Annotated in this window: 11 protein-coding genes; 9 read left to right on the top strand and 2 right to left on the bottom strand. The window is 72.4% G+C overall.

Going from position 1 to position 14,008, the window contains the following annotated elements:
• Window positions 1–12: 12 nt before the first annotated feature.
• The 3 genes from F7R91_RS02575 to F7R91_RS02565 all read left to right on the top strand — a co-directional run bounded on the left by F7R91_RS02575 (window position 13) and on the right by F7R91_RS02565 (window position 2,885).
• Window positions 13–1,083: a zinc-dependent alcohol dehydrogenase family protein gene (locus F7R91_RS02575; protein ID WP_150944789.1), complete on the top strand. Its 1,071-nt coding sequence runs from the start codon at window positions 13–15 to the stop codon at window positions 1,081–1,083.
• A gap of 70 nt (window positions 1,084–1,153) precedes the next feature.
• Window positions 1,154–1,837: a helix-turn-helix domain-containing protein gene (locus F7R91_RS02570; RefSeq protein ID WP_150944007.1), complete on the top strand. Its 684-nt coding sequence runs from the start codon at window positions 1,154–1,156 to the stop codon at window positions 1,835–1,837.
• Window positions 1,838–1,895: 58 nt separating this feature from the next.
• Window positions 1,896–2,885 (top strand): Acg family FMN-binding oxidoreductase, encoded by a 990-nt coding sequence (locus F7R91_RS02565; protein ID WP_150944005.1) that lies wholly within the window; start codon window positions 1,896–1,898, stop codon window positions 2,883–2,885.
• Window positions 2,886–3,166: 281 nt separating this feature from the next.
• On the opposite strand, the gene F7R91_RS02560 is transcribed toward F7R91_RS02565, so the two are convergent.
• A complete protein-coding gene (locus F7R91_RS02560; protein WP_150944003.1) occupies window positions 3,167–4,063 on the bottom strand; it encodes a universal stress protein in 897 nt (298 codons plus the stop codon).
• Between the two features lie 201 nt (window positions 4,064–4,264).
• Between F7R91_RS02560 and F7R91_RS02555 the strand changes: the two genes are divergently transcribed.
• Window positions 4,265–5,254, top strand: a complete 990-nt coding sequence (locus F7R91_RS02555; protein WP_150944002.1) for an Acg family FMN-binding oxidoreductase — start codon at window positions 4,265–4,267, stop codon at window positions 5,252–5,254.
• On the opposite strand, the gene F7R91_RS02550 is transcribed toward F7R91_RS02555, so the two are convergent.
• Window positions 5,229–5,651 (bottom strand): pyridoxamine 5'-phosphate oxidase family protein, encoded by a 423-nt coding sequence (locus F7R91_RS02550; protein WP_150944001.1) that lies wholly within the window; start codon window positions 5,649–5,651, stop codon window positions 5,229–5,231. The genes F7R91_RS02555 and F7R91_RS02550 overlap by 26 nt on opposite strands.
• Window positions 5,652–5,774: 123 nt before the next feature.
• Here F7R91_RS02550 and F7R91_RS02545 point away from each other — a divergent pair, with 123 nt between their 5' ends.
• The 5 genes from F7R91_RS02545 to narI all read left to right on the top strand — a co-directional run bounded on the left by F7R91_RS02545 (window position 5,775) and on the right by narI (window position 13,986).
• On the top strand, window positions 5,775–7,004 hold the full coding sequence (locus F7R91_RS02545; protein WP_150944000.1) for an MFS transporter: 1,230 nt from the start codon (window positions 5,775–5,777) through the stop codon (window positions 7,002–7,004).
• A 208-nt stretch (window positions 7,005–7,212) separates the two neighbouring features.
• Entirely contained in the window at window positions 7,213–10,890 is a 3,678-nt protein-coding gene (locus F7R91_RS02540; protein WP_150944787.1) for a nitrate reductase subunit alpha, read from the top strand.
• On the top strand, window positions 10,890–12,587 hold the full coding sequence (gene narH / locus F7R91_RS02535) for a nitrate reductase subunit beta (RefSeq protein ID WP_150943999.1): 1,698 nt from the start codon (window positions 10,890–10,892) through the stop codon (window positions 12,585–12,587). Before F7R91_RS02540 ends, narH begins: the two co-directional genes overlap by 1 nt.
• A complete protein-coding gene (narJ, locus tag F7R91_RS02530) occupies window positions 12,584–13,231 on the top strand; it encodes a nitrate reductase molybdenum cofactor assembly chaperone (RefSeq protein WP_150943998.1) in 648 nt (215 codons plus the stop codon). The genes narH and narJ overlap by 4 nt, the downstream gene beginning before the upstream one ends.
• A complete protein-coding gene (narI, locus tag F7R91_RS02525) occupies window positions 13,228–13,986 on the top strand; it encodes a respiratory nitrate reductase subunit gamma (RefSeq protein WP_150943997.1) in 759 nt (252 codons plus the stop codon). The genes narJ and narI overlap by 4 nt, the downstream gene beginning before the upstream one ends.
• Window positions 13,987–14,008: the final 22 nt, after the last annotated feature.

Below are 14,008 nucleotides of genomic sequence, written 5' to 3'. Positions count from 1 at the left end.
GTGAGCGTCGTCATGAAGGGCTACGTCTTCCACGGTCCCGGGCAGTCCGCCTGGGAGGACGTTCCGGACCCCGGCATCCAGGACGCCACCGACGCCATCGTGCGCGTCGACGCCGTCACCATCTGCGGAACCGACCTGCACATCCTGAAGGGCGATGTGCCCGAGGTGCGCTCCGGCACTGTGCTGGGGCACGAGGCGGTCGGCGAGATCGTCGAGATCGGCGCGGACGTGCGCACCGTACGGCCCGGCGACCGGGTGCTGGTCTCCTGCATCACCGCCTGCGGCCGCTGCCACTACTGCCGCGAGAGGGCGTACGGCCAGTGCCGCGGCGGCGGGGGCTGGATCCTCGGCCATCTGATCGACGGCACACAGGCCGAATACGTCCGTGTGCCCCACGCCGACCTGTCCGTGTACGTGCTGCCCGGCGCGGTGGAGAGCAAGGACGCCGTACTGCTGGCGGACATCTTCCCCACCGCCTACGAGGTGGGCGTGCTCAACGGGCGGGTGCGGCCCGGGGACACCGTCGCCGTCGTCGGCGCCGGTCCCATCGGGCTCGCGGCCATCGCGACGGCCCACCTGTTCGCGCCCGAGCGGATCGTCGCCGTCGACCTCGCCGCCCCGCGGCTGGAGGCGGCCAAGCGGCTCGGCGCCGACGCGGTGGCCGACGCCCGCGAGGAGCCCGAGCAACTGATCGCCGACCTCACCGACGGGCTGGGCGCAGACGTGGTCGTCGAAGCGGTCGGCGTGCCGGAGAGCTTCGAGATGTGCACGCGCATGGTGCGGCCCGGCGGGCACGTGGCCAATGTCGGCGTCCACGGCCGGCCCGCGACCCTGCACCTCGAAGACCTGTGGATCAAGAACGTGACCATCACCACCGGCCTCGTCGACACCTACTCCACCCCCACACTGCTGCGGATGGCCGCGGCCGGCCGGCTGCCCACCTCGGCGCTGGTCACCCATGTCCTCCCACTGGAGCACATGGAGGAGGCGTACGACGTCTTCGCCCGGGCCGCCGACACCGGCGCGCTCAAGGTGGTGCTCGGCGGGCCGCAGCACGATGTCGTGGCCGTGCGGGCGGCCTGACGGCCGTATCCGTGCGGGCGACTGACGGAGCATCAGCCGTAGGAGCGGCTGACGAAGGGAGCGAGGTGCCATGAACGAACCGGCACCCCCGAACGGGCCGAACACCTCCGATGGGCCGCCGCTGGGCGACCTCGGACGCCGGCTCGCCCAGCGGCGCACGGACCTCGGCCTGACCCGTCGGGAGACGGCCGCCCGGGCCGGCATGGCCCCCAGCTATCTGCGGCACCTGGAGGAGCATCCCTCCGCCGCGCCGGACGCGAGCGTGCTGCGCAGGCTGGCGGGAGCCCTGGAGACCACGGTGACGGCGCTCGCCGGCGGTGACGCCGATCTGCCGCCCGGGCAGGGGCGGGCGGGCCGGCATCCCCGGTTCACCGAGCTCGGTGTGCGGGAGTGCCGGGCGCTGCTGGCGTCGCACGGCGTGGGACGGCTGGCGGTGTCGACCGCCTCCGGTCCGGTCGTCGTCCCCGTCAACTACAGCGTCGTCGACGGGGCGGTCGTCTTCAGGACCGCGCCCGGCGCGACACCGTCCCAGGCGCTCGACTGCCAGGTCGCCTTCGAGGTCGACCGGGTCGACGACACCCTCAGTCAGGGCTGGAGCGTGCTGCTGCGCGGGCGCGCCCGGGCCGTGACCGACCCCGACGCCGTGCGCCTTCTCGAGGAGCATGCGTACAGCTCGCCGTGGGCCGGAGGGGAACGCGACCTGTGGCTGCGTATCGATCCCGTCGTCCTCACCGGGCGGCGGATCGCCGTGTGACCGGGGCCGTTGCGCGCCCCGCCGTTGTCGTCCCCGTCCCTTCGGAGGTTTCAGTTCCATGCCGGTGCCACCGCTCGACCTCACGTCCGTCACGGCGCTGGTCGCCGACGCGACCACGGCTCCGTCGATGCACAACGCACAGCCCTGGCGCTTCCTGTTCCTGAGCGACAGCGGGACCGTCCAGCTCCGTGCCGACCTGGAGCGCGGCATGCCCGGAACCGACCCCGACAACCGGGCGTTGCATCTGGGGTGCGGTGCGGCACTGCTCAACCTCCGTGTCGCGGCGGTCCACGGGGGCCGGCAGCCGGACGTCCGGCTGCTGCCCGACGCCGCCGACCCGACGCTGCTCGCCGACGTCCGCCTCACCGAGCCCGCCGAGGCCGGCTCCGACGCCCTGGCCCGGCTGTATCCGGCGATCCGCCGACGGCACACCAGCCGGTGGCCGTTCGAGGACACCGAGATCCCCGAGGACCTGAGGGCCTCCCTGGTCGAAGCCGCGCGTCTGGAAGGCGCCCAGCTGCTCTTCCCCTCCGCCTGGCACATGGGGGAGTTGCAGGAACTGGTGCATGACGCCGAGGGCCGCGACGCTGTGGACATCGCCCGCCAGGAGGACATGGCCCGCTGGACACGCCTCGGAGAAGACGCGGACACGGCGACGGAGGGTGTTCCCGAGTACGCCTTCGGTCCCCGGGTGCGGCAGGGCGATGCGCCGGTACGGGACTTCGCCGGCCGCAGCGTGGTGGCCGGCCGGGGTTCGGCGGCCTTCGAACGGCACCCGCACCTCGCCCTGCTGGGGACCGCGCAGGACCGCCTACGGGACTGGCTCACCGCCGGCCAGGCCATGGAACGGGTGCTGCTCCTGGCCACACTGGGCGGCCTGGCCACGTCCCTGACGTCGCACGCCCTGGAGTGGCCCGACCTGCGCCGCCTGGCCCGGGACCCGCGCTCCGCGATGAGCCACGTCCAGATGGTGCTGCGCCTGGGCTACGGCCCCCACGGCCCGGCAACACCACGCCGCCCGGTGAGCGACGTCCTGGACGTCGCGTAGCACGGCCCCTCGGCACCCTCGGGATCGAGGCCTCACGGATGTCGCCCGGTGCAGCTGCCCGGCGCTTCTCAGCGGTTGCGGCACCCCCGCGACGGGTGCGCCGTCGACACCCCGCGGCCCTGGCGTGCTCTCTGTGGTGCGGTGCCACCGCGACCGGTGCCTCAGCGACACCTTGCGGGCCGGTCGCCCTGCGCTGCTGCCCGGTGTCCTGTCGGGGGTTGCGGCACCCCCGCGACGGGTGCGCCGGCGACGCCTCGAGGGCCGGCGGCCCCCGCGTGGTCTCAGTGGTGCGGTATCACCGCGACCGGTGCCGTTGCGTGGTGGAGTACCGCGTGGGTGACCGGGCCGATGCGCGGCCCCAGCGGTGTGTGGCGGATGCGGCGGCCGACGACGACCAGCGACGCCTCTCGGGCCGTGTCGACCAGATGGTCGCCCGCGTTGCCGATCGCGGTCTGCTCGACGACCTCGACGCCGGGAAACTTCTCGCGCCAGGGCGCCAGGATCCCCTCGACGGCGCTCGCCTCCCGGCGGGCCAGGTTCTCGTCGGGTGCCTGGCCGGGAGCGAGGCCCTGGGCGACGTAGGGCGGCAGGCTCCAGCCGTGCACCACGCGCAGCCGCGCCGCACGACGGGACGCGGCCTCGAACGCGAACGCGATGACCGTGTCGTCGGGGTGCTCGTGGTCCAGGCCCAGGACGACGTCCCGGTACGGTGTCGCGTCCGACGGGCGGCCGTCCGCGTCCGGCTGGTGCTCGTCCTCGACGCGCACCCCGGAACGGACGAGGACGACGGGCCGCTCGGTCCGCGCGAGGAGCGCCAGCCCGACCGAGCCGACCAGGAAACCGACGGCGGTGCCCAGACCCCGGGACCCGATGACCAGCGGCTCGGCGTCCGTGGCGGCCGTCAGCAGCGCCGTCACGGGCGGCTGCGGGATCTGCTCCGAGGTGACGTCCAGGTCCGGATGGGGGTCCTGCAGCCGCTCGGCCGCCTGCCTCAGCACGCGCCCGCCCCAGTGCCGGTGCGCCGCGTCGTCGGGCACCGGCAGGGTGTAGGGCTGCCAGTCCCACGCATGCACCAGATGCAGGGGGAGGCCCCGCAGTTCCGCCTCCCGCGCGGCCCAGTCCGCCGCGGCCAGGCTTTCGGGCGAGCCGTCCACGGCGACGGTCACGGTACGGGCCATGACTGGACCTCCAAAGTGGTCGATGGGGCGCCCGATGCGGCCCATTGACACCGTGTCAGCCGTGGCGGCGCGGAAGCAGGGCCGAGTGGCCCGCCCCTGGGTGACGTACGGGCCGCCATGAGGGGCCGGTCAACCCTCCCCCGAAGGGGGACGGCGGCGCAGGGTGGCCGTACGAGGGGAACGTCGCGCGAAGGAGCCGTCATGCAGAGCCGTGCCGTCGACGTCACCGCCGTGGAGACCCTGCTGTCCGCGGCCGTGGCGGCGCCTTCGATCCACAACACCCAGCCCTGGCGCTTCGGCCTCGACCCGGATCGCCGGACGATCGAGGTTCGCGCCGACCGCCGGCGCGCGCTGCCGACGGCCGATCCGGACCGGCGTGCGCAGCATGTGTCGGTGGGCGCGGCCGTCTTCAACCTCCGTGTGGCCGCGGCGTATCTGGGCTGGAATCCGGCCGTACGGCTGTTCCCCGCCGTGGACGACCCCGACCTGCTGGCCACGGTCCGCCTCGGTGTGCTCGCCGCGGGCGGGCCGCCGTCCCTGAGCGGCCTGTACGAGGCGGTCGCACGCCGCCACACCAGCCGTATGCCCTTCACCGGACGCCCGGTACCGGAGCCCATCGTGTCGGAGATGGTCGCCGCCGCCCGCACCGAGGGCGCGCATCTGTTCGTTCCCGACATCCTCGGGACCCGGCGTCTGCTGCGCCTGACCCAGGCGGCCGAGGCCCGCACCGCCGGCCATCCCGAACGCGCGGGCGAGGCACGCATCTGGGTCACGGGCCCGGGGAAGGCCGCCCCCTACGGCATTCCCGTGGCAGCACTGGGGCCCCGGGACGTGTCCGGGCGGATGCCGATGCGGGACTTCGCCGGGCCGCTGCCCGTGCCGCGCCTGCCCGCGCTGCGCTTCGAACGGCATGCGCAGGTGGCCCTGTTGTGGACGTCGTGGGACAACCGCGAGGACTGGCTGCGGGCCGGCCAGGCCCTTGAGCGCGTGCTGCTGACGGCGACGGCGCACCGGGTGCGCACCTCGATGCTGCACCAGGCGATGGAGTGGCCGGACCTGCGGGCCGCGATGGCCGGCACCAGGCCGCGGTGCCACCCGCAGTTGCTGATCCGGTTCGGCTACGGCCCCGAGGGCGGGCGCACACCGCGTGCGTCCGTGCCGCCGTTCACCCCTGGCCGGGGGTGCCCGTGATCTCGCGTCCGGTGACCATCTCGGCCTCGATCCGGATGAAGACCGCGTCCCGCACGGGCATCCAGGACCGCGGACCGGTCCGTGACAGGCGCTCGTGCTCGACGGGATCGGTGATCACCTGGGCCCGTCCGGTGACGACGACGCTCCAGCCGGACTCGGTGGCCGCATGGATCTCGTCGGCCTCGAAGGCGACCACGACACCGTCGACGGCGCGCACGAGGTCCGAGCCGGCCGAGGTGCGCAGCAGGACGGACGCGTCCATGTCGAGGGAGAAGTTGACCGGGAGCACCGCGGGCAGCGCCTGCCGCGTGTACACGACACGGCCGACCGGCACCTTGGCCAGCAGGCGCAGGCACTCCTGACGGTCGAGTGCGCGAAAGGCGTTGTTCTGGGACATCGGTCCATCGTCACCCAGGACGGAGGAAGGGCATAGGGCCGGTCGGCCCTGTTCGGTGTGCCCAGGCGCGGTCAGTGGCACACAGAGACACTGGGACGGGTGAGAGGGAAGGGAACGGGCAGCATGGTCCAGCCGTCGAAGAGCGAGAGTCCCGCACCGGGTGCTCCCGTGCCCGGCCGGGCCTGGCTGATGCTGGCGCTGGCCACCGTCGGTTTCGCCGTGAACTTCTGGGCGTGGGCGCTGCTGAGCCCGCTCGGCCCGCGGTTCAAGGAAAACCTCGATCTGACCTCTTTCGAGCAGTCGCTGCTCGTGGCGGTGCCCGTCGTGGTCGGCTCCCTGGGCCGGATCCCGGTAGGCGCGCTGACCGACCGCTTCGGCGGACGGGTGATGTTCCCGATCGTGTCGGCGGCCACCATCGTGCCGGTGCTCTACCTGGGTCTCGCCGGGCACGACTCGCTCGCCGCGCTGCTGGTCGGCGGGTTCTTCCTCGGAATCGGCGGTACCGCGTTCGCCGTCGGCGTGCCGTTCGTCAGCGCCTGGTTCCCGCCCGAGCGGCGGGGTCTGGCGATCGGTGTCTTCGGCATGGGCATGGGCGGCACCGCGATCAGCGCCCTGACCACCGTGAAGCTGGTCGACGCGGGCAGCATGTCCACCCCCTTCGTGATCACCGCGGCGGTGCTCGCGGTCTACGCCGTCGTGGCCGCCTTGGTGCTGCGTGACGCGCCCGGCCGTACGGTGCCCACCGAGCCGCTGACCCGCCGCCTGGCCGCGACCCTGCGCCTGGGCGTCACCTGGCAGGCGTCCGCGCTCTACGCGGTGGCCTTCGGCGGCTACGTCGCCTTCTCCGTCTACCTGCCGACCTACCTCAGGACCGCCTACGGCCTCACCCAGGCCGACGCCGCCAACCGGATGGCCGGGTTCGTGCTGCTCGCGGTCGCGATGCGCCCGGTGGGCGGCTGGCTGTCGGACCGTGTGGGCCCGGTACGGGTGCTGGCCGGTGCTCTGGCGGTGGTCGTGGCCGGAGCGCTGGTGCAGTCGCCGACCCCGTCCCTGGCACCCGTGGGCACGATCGCGTTCCTCGCGATGGCCGCCGCGCTCGGCGCGGGCAGCGGCGCGACCTTCGCCCTGGTGGCCCTGCTGGCCCCGGCGAACAAGGTCGGCTCGGTCACCGGTGTCGTCGGCGCCGCGGGCGGACTCGGCGGCTTCGTCCCGCCGCTGGTCATGGGCTCGCTGTACGGCGCGTACGGCTCCTACGCGCTCGGCCTGGTGCTGCTTGCCGTGGTCGCCGCGGCGGCGCTGGTCTTCACCTGCACGGGCGTACGGCACGCGCTCGCCCGCCGGACGACATCCTGACCCGGCACGCCCCGCCACAGGCTCCGGCGCGGCGCCTGCCGCGCCTCGCGGGAGCCCGCCGATTGTGGTGTTGCTGTTGACGATCCTCAGGACACCGGTCGTAGAGTCGAATTCGGCCGAAACCGATCACGACTCGACGGGCCCGCACGCCCGGGGGCGGAGTGGAACGGTGAGCACGGAGACCAGCCCGGAACGGGCCGGGACAGGTATGGACGGCGAACTCGCGCAGGCGCTGGTGCGCAGCCGCCGGTTCTTCACCCGGGCGGAGGTCTCCGAGGACCTTCGCACCCTGCACAGGACCGGCGGACGCCAGGCGGACGAGTTCTACCGGGACCGCTGGTCGCACGACAAGGTGGTGCGCTCCACCCACGGGGTGAACTGCACCGGCTCGTGCTCGTGGAAGGTGTACGTCAAGGACGGCATCATCACCTGGGAGTCCCAGCAGACCGACTATCCCTCGGTCGGCCCGGACCGTCCCGAGTACGAACCGCGCGGCTGCCCGCGAGGGGCGGCGTTCTCCTGGTACACCTACTCGCCGACCCGGGTCCGCTACCCGTACGTGCGCGGTGTGCTGCTGCAGATGTACCGGGAGGCGAAGGCCCGCCTGGGCGACCCGGTGGCGGCCTGGGCGGACATCGTCTCCGACCCGGAGCGCGCCCGCCGCTACAAGGCCTCGCGCGGCAAGGGCGGCCTGGTGCGGGCGAGCTGGGACGAGGCCGTGGAGCTGGTCGCCGCCGCGCATGTGCACACCATCGAGAAGTACGGGCCGGACCGGCTGGCCGGGTTCTCGCCGATCCCCGCGATGTCGATGGTCTCGCACGCGGCGGGCGCCCGCTTCTACTCCCTGCTCGGCGGGGTGATGCTCTCGTTCTACGACTGGTACGCCGACCTGCCGGTGGCCTCCCCCCAGGTGTTCGGCGACCAGACCGACGTACCCGAGTCGGGCGACTGGTGGGACGCCGGCTATCTGATCATGTGGGGCTCCAATCTGCCGGTGACCCGCACCCCGGACGCGCACTGGATGGCCGAGGCCCGCTACCGGGGCCAGAAGGTCGTGGCGGTCTCCCCGGACTACGCGGACAACGTGAAGTTCGCCGACGAGTGGCTCGCGGCCCAGCCAGGCACCGACGGCGCCCTCGCCATGGCGATGGGGCACGTGATCCTCAAGGAGTTCTTCGTCGACCGGCCCAGGCCGTACTTCACCGACTACGTCAAGCGCTACACCGACCTGCCCTTCCTGGTCACCCTGGAGGAGCGCGAGCCCGGCACGTACGCACCCGGCAAGTTCCTGACCGCCGCAGACCTCGGTGGCGAGCAGGCGTCGGCCGAGCACGCTCAGTTCCGTACGGTCCTGCTGGATTCGGCCACCGGGCGGCCGGTCGTGCCGAACGGCACGCTCGGCGACCGCTACGGCGCGTCCGGCGCCGGGAAGTGGAACCTCGACCTCGGCGACACCGACCCGTTGCTGTCCGCCGAGGGCGGCGACGAGGCGCCGGTCGCCGTGGGGCTGCCCCGCTTCGACGCCCCCGACGGCACCGCGGACCGGCTCAGCCGCGGCGTCCCCGTGCGCCGGGTCGCCGGGCGCCTGGTGACCACGGTGTACGACCTGCTGCTCGCCCAGTACGGAGTGGGCCGGGACGGCCTGCCCGGCCGGTGGCCCGCGTCGTACGAGGACGCGGACGAGCCGTACACGCCCGCCTGGCAGGCGGCGATCACCGGGGTGGACGCCGACCGGGCGGCCCGGATCGCCCGGGAGTTCGCGGCCAACGCCGAGGAGTCCCGCGGGCGTTCGATGATTCTCATGGGGGCGGGCACCAACCACTGGTTCCACTCCGACACCATCTACCGGGCCTTCCTCACCCTGACCACGCTCACCGGCTGCCAGGGCGTCAACGGCGGCGGCTGGGGGCACTACGTAGGCCAGGAGAAGGTCCGCCCGATCACGGGCTACTCGGCGATCGCGACCGCCGCCGACTGGAACCGGCCGCCCCGGCTGATGATCCAGACCGCGTACTGGTACCTGCACAGCGACCAGTTCCGCTACGACCCCTTCTCGGCCGACACCCTCGCGGCGGCCGGAGCGGGCGGACCGTTCGCCGGGAAGAGCACCGCGGACGTCATCGCCGCCTCGGCGCGGATGGGCTGGATGCCCTCCTACCCGACCTTCGACCGCAACCCGCTCGACCTCGCCGACGAGGCCGACGCCGCGGGCCGCCCGGCCGCCGAGCACATCGTGGACGAACTCAAGGCGGGGCGGCTGCGGTTCGCCGGCGAGGACCCGGACGCCCCCGAGAACTTCCCGCGCGTGCTGACCGTGTGGCGGGCCAATCTGCTGGGCTCGTCGGCGAAGGGCAACGAGTACTTCCTCAAGCACCTGCTCGGCACCGACTCCTCCGTCCGCGCCGAGGAGGCACCGCCCGAGGCCAGGCCGCGGGACGTGGCGTGGCGCGAGGAGGCCCCGGCCGGCAAGCTCGACCTGCTGCTGACCCTGGACTTCCGGATGACCAGCACGACCGTCTACTCCGACGTCGTGCTGCCCGCCGCCACCTGGTACGAGAAACACGACCTGTCCAGCACGGACATGCACCCCTTCGTGCACGCCTTCAACCCGGCGATCGCCCCGCCCTGGCAGACCCGCACCGACTGGGACGCCTTCCACACGCTCGCCAAGGAGTTCAGCCGCCAGGCCGCCGGCCGCCTGGGCGTCCGCACGGACGTCGTCGCCGCCCCGCTGCTCCACGACACCCCCGACGAACTGGCCAACCCGCACGGCACGGTGCGCGACTGGAAGGCGGGGGAGTGCGAGCCGGTCCCCGGTCGCACCATGCCGAAACTGGTGACGGTGGAGCGCGACTACGGCGCCGTCGCCGACAAGATGGCCGCCCTCGGCCCGCTGCTGGACACCCTGGGCGCGACCACCAAGGGCATCACCTTCAAGGTCGACCGCGAGCTGGAATACCTGCGGCACAAGAACGGCACCGTGCGCGGCGGAGCGGCCGAAGGGCGGCCGTTGCTCGCCCGGGACGTGCACGCCTGCGAGGCGATCCTCGCCCTGTCCGGCACCACCAACGGACACCTCGCCACGCAGGGCTTCCACACCCTCGAAGCCCGCACCGGCACCCGCCTCGCGGACCTCGCGGCCGAGCACGAGGGCAAACAGATCACCTTCGCCGACACCCAGGCCGCGCCGGTCCCCGTCATCACCTCCCCGGAGTGGTCCGGCTCGGAGACCGGCGGACGCCGCTACTCCCCGTTCACCGTCAACGTCGAGCGCCTCAAGCCCTGGCACACGCTCACCGGCCGCCAGCACTTCTACCTCGACCACGACTGGATGACCGCCCTCGGCGAACAACTGCCCGTCTACCGGCCCCCGTTGAACATGACCGCCCTGTTCGACGAGCCCCGGATCGGAGAGACCGGCGAACTCGGCGTGACGGTCCGGTACTTGACCCCGCACAACAAGTGGTCCATCCACTCCGAGTACCAGGACAACCTGTTCATGCTGTCGCTGTCCCGGGGCGGCCCGACGATCTGGATGAGCACCCAGGACGCGGCGAAGATCGGCGTCCACGACAACGACTGGGTCGAGGCGGTCAACCGCAACGGCGTGGTCGCCGCCCGCGCGATCGTCTCGCACCGCATGCCGGAGGGCACCGTCTACATGCACCACGCCCAGGACCGGCTGATCGACGTGCCCCGCACCGAGACCTCGGGCCGGCGCGGCGGCATCCACAACTCCCTGACCCGTCTGCTGATCAAACCCAGCCACCTCATCGGCGGCTACGCCCAGCTGTCGTTCGCCTTCAACTACCTGGGCCCGACCGGCAACCAGCGCGACGAGGTGACGGTGATCCGCCGCCGCAGCAACCAGGAGGTGACGTACTGATGCCCCGCGGTGAAGCGGCCATCGGACGCGTGATGGCCCAGATGGCGATGGTGATGAACCTCGACAAGTGCATCGGCTGCCACACCTGCTCGGTCACCTGCAAACAGGCGTGGACCAACCGCACCGGCGTCGAGTACGTGTGGTTCAACAACGTCGAGACCCGGCCCGGCCAGGGCTACCCCCGCCGCTACGAGGACCAGGACACCTGGCGGGGCGGCTGGGAACTCAACAAGCGCGGACGCCTCGCGCTCAAGGCCGGCGGGCGGTTCAAGAAGCTGATCACGATCTTCTCCAACCCCGTACTGCCGTCCATCGACGACTACTACGAGCCCTGGACGTACGACTACGAGACCCTGACCAACGCCCCGCTCCAGGAGCACACCCCCGTCGCCCGCCCCAAGTCCCTGATCAGCGGCAAGGACATGAAGATCGCCTGGTCGGCGAACTGGGACGACAGCCTCGGCGGCTCCTCCGACCACGGGGACAAGGACGTCCTCCTCAATCAGGTCTCCGAGAAGATCAAGCTCGAGTTCGAGCAGACCTTCATGTTCTATCTGCCGCGGATCTGCGAGCACTGCCTCAACCCGTCCTGCGCGGCCTCCTGCCCGTCGGGCGCGATCTACAAGCGCGCCGAGGACGGCATCGTCCTCGTCGACCAGGACCGCTGCCGCGGCTGGCGGATGTGCGTGACCGGATGCCCGTACAAGAAGGTCTACTTCAACCACCGCACCGGCAAGGCGGAGAAGTGCACCTTCTGCTTCCCCCGCGTCGAGGTCGGCCTGCCCACCGTCTGCTCGGAGACCTGCGTCGGCCGGCTGCGCTACATCGGCCTCGTGCTCTACGACGCCGACCGCGTCCTCGAAGCCGCCTCCACCCCGGACGAGACCGGCCTGTACGAGGCCCAGCGGAAGGTGTTCCTCGACCCGTACGATCCGGAGGTCGTCGCCGCGGCGGAGCGGGCGGACATCCCCAGGGACTGGATCGAGGCCGCCCAGCGCTCCCCGATCCACGCCCTGATCAACACCTACAAGGTCGCCCTGCCGCTGCACCCGGAGTACCGCACCCTGCCCATGGTCTGGTACATCCCCCCGCTGTCCCCGGTGGTCGACGCCGTACGCGACACCGGTCAGGACGCCGAGGACCACCGCAACCTCTTCGCCGCCGTCGACGCCCTGCGCATCCCCGTCGACTATCTCGCCCAGCTCTTCACCGCCGGGGACCCGGTCCCCGTCGACGCGGTACTGCACCGGCTGGCCGCCATGCGCGCGTACATGCGCGACATCAACCTCGGCCGCGAGCCGAACGACACCATCCCCCGGACCGTCGGCATGACCGGCGAGCAGCTCTACGACATGTACCGGCTGCTGGCGCTGGCCAAGTACGACGAGCGGTACGTGATCCCGCCCGCGCACGCCGAACAGGCCCACGAGCTGGAGGAACTGGCCACCGAGTGCGCCCTGGACTACGAGGGCGGCCCCGGCATGGGCGGCTCCGGCCCGTTCGGCGAGACTTCGGGCGGCGCCGCGCCGATCGCCGTGGAGAACTACCGCGCCCTGCGGGACCGGCAGACCTCCGACACACCCGCCACCCCCACCGACAAGGCCACCCGCGTCAACCTCCTCAACTGGGACGGCAAGGGGCGGCCGCCCGGCCTCTTCCCACCGGGGGAGGACGAGGAGAAGGGCGCCGGATCATGAGGCGGAGCACCGGCCACGCCCGTGACGCCCTGGCCTGGCAGACCCAGTCCCTGCTGCTGGCCTACCCCGACGAACGGCTCCCGGAGCATCTCGCCCTCGCCCTGCGGGTCGCCGCCGGCCAGCCGAAGGCGGTCGCCCGCCCCCTGCAGCGCTTCGCCGAACACGCCGGCCGCACCCCGCTGCCGGAGCTGGCCGCCGACTACGTCGCCACCTTCGACCACCGCAAACGCTGCTGCCCCTACCTGACGTACTACGCGCACGGCGACACCAGGAAACGGGGCGTCGCCCTGCTGCGGCTCAAGCAGACCTACGCCAGGGCCGGCTGGCGCCTCGGCGACGACGAACTGCCCGACCACCTCGCCGTCGTCCTCGAGTTCGCCGCCACCGACCCGGCCGCCGGTGCGCGCCTGCTCACCGAACACCGCGCGGGCCTGGAACTGCTGCGGCTGGCCCTCAGCGACACCGACTCGCCCTGGGCCGCGGTCCTGGAGTCCGTCTCCGCCACCCTGCCCGCCCTGGCCGGCGACGAGCGCGAGGCCGTGATGCGCCTCGCCGCCGAGGGACCGCCCGAGGAACAGGTCGGCCTCGCCCCCTTCACCCCCTCCTCCTTCATGCCCGAACCGTCGCCCGGAGGCCCCCGATGACAACCCTGCTGGCCGCCGACGAGACCGGCACCGGAGCCATCCTGCTGTGGGTCGTCCTGCCGTACGTCGTGCTCGCGGTCTTCGTCCTCGGCCATGTCTGGCGCTACCGCTACGACAAGTTCGGCTGGACCACCCGCTCCTCCCAGCTGTACGAACGGCGGCTGCTGCGTATCGGCAGCCCGCTGTTCCACTTCGGCATCCTCGTGGTGCTCCTCGGCCACATCGGCGGCCTGCTCATCCCGGAGAGCTGGACCGAGGCGGCCGGGATCAGCGAGGACGCCTACCATGTGTCCGCCGTCGTCCTCGGCACGATCGCGGGCATCGCCACCGTCGGCGGGCTGGCCATCCTCATCTACCGGCGCCGCACCGTCGGCCCGGTCTTCTCGGCCACCACCCGCAACGACAAGGCCATGTACGTCTCCCTGACGGTGACCATCGGCCTCGGCCTGGCCGCCACCGTCGCCGCGAACATCGTCGGCGGCGGCTACAACTACCGCGAGACCATCTCCCCCTGGTTCCGCTCCATCTTCTACTTCCAGCCCGACCCCGACCTCATGAGCGAGTCCCCGGTGCTGTTCCAGCTCCACGCGATCAGCGCCCTGCTGCTGTTCGCGTTCTGGCCCTTCACCCGCCTCGTCCACATGCTCACCGCGCCGCTGGGTTATCTGACCCGCCCGTACATCGTCTACCGCAGCCGCGACACCCGTCTCGGCGCACGGCCACCGCGCCGCGGCTGGGAACGCACCGGCGTGTGACGCGGCGGGCTCAGCTCGCGGC

This window comes from Streptomyces luteolifulvus (genome assembly GCF_008806595.1).
In the GTDB taxonomy this organism is placed as follows: domain Bacteria; phylum Actinomycetota; class Actinomycetes; order Streptomycetales; family Streptomycetaceae; genus Streptomyces; species Streptomyces luteolifulvus.
The sequence above is the reverse complement of the archived record's forward strand: the minus strand, read 5'-3'. Positions and strand labels throughout refer to the sequence as shown.

What these genes read in the sequence shown, in the direction of transcription:
- F7R91_RS02540 (WP_150944787.1), top strand. Translation starts at nt 7,213, where the DNA reads ATGGACGGCGAACTCGCGCAGGCGCTGGTGCGCAGCCGCCGGTTCTTC.
- F7R91_RS02560 (WP_150944003.1), bottom strand. Translation starts at nt 4,063, where the DNA reads ATGGCCCGTACCGTGACCGTCGCCGTGGACGGCTCGCCCGAAAGCCTG.
- F7R91_RS02570 (WP_150944007.1), top strand. Translation starts at nt 1,154, where the DNA reads ATGAACGAACCGGCACCCCCGAACGGGCCGAACACCTCCGATGGGCCG.
- F7R91_RS02575 (WP_150944789.1), top strand. Translation starts at nt 13, where the DNA reads ATGAAGGGCTACGTCTTCCACGGTCCCGGGCAGTCCGCCTGGGAGGAC.
- F7R91_RS02565 (WP_150944005.1), top strand. Translation starts at nt 1,896, where the DNA reads ATGCCGGTGCCACCGCTCGACCTCACGTCCGTCACGGCGCTGGTCGCC.
- F7R91_RS02550 (WP_150944001.1), bottom strand. Translation starts at nt 5,651, where the DNA reads ATGTCCCAGAACAACGCCTTTCGCGCACTCGACCGTCAGGAGTGCCTG.
- narI (WP_150943997.1), top strand. Translation starts at nt 13,228, where the DNA reads ATGACAACCCTGCTGGCCGCCGACGAGACCGGCACCGGAGCCATCCTG.
- F7R91_RS02555 (WP_150944002.1), top strand. Translation starts at nt 4,265, where the DNA reads ATGCAGAGCCGTGCCGTCGACGTCACCGCCGTGGAGACCCTGCTGTCC.
- F7R91_RS02545 (WP_150944000.1), top strand. Translation starts at nt 5,775, where the DNA reads ATGGTCCAGCCGTCGAAGAGCGAGAGTCCCGCACCGGGTGCTCCCGTG.
- narH (WP_150943999.1), top strand. Translation starts at nt 10,890, where the DNA reads ATGCCCCGCGGTGAAGCGGCCATCGGACGCGTGATGGCCCAGATGGCG.
- narJ (WP_150943998.1), top strand. Translation starts at nt 12,584, where the DNA reads ATGAGGCGGAGCACCGGCCACGCCCGTGACGCCCTGGCCTGGCAGACC.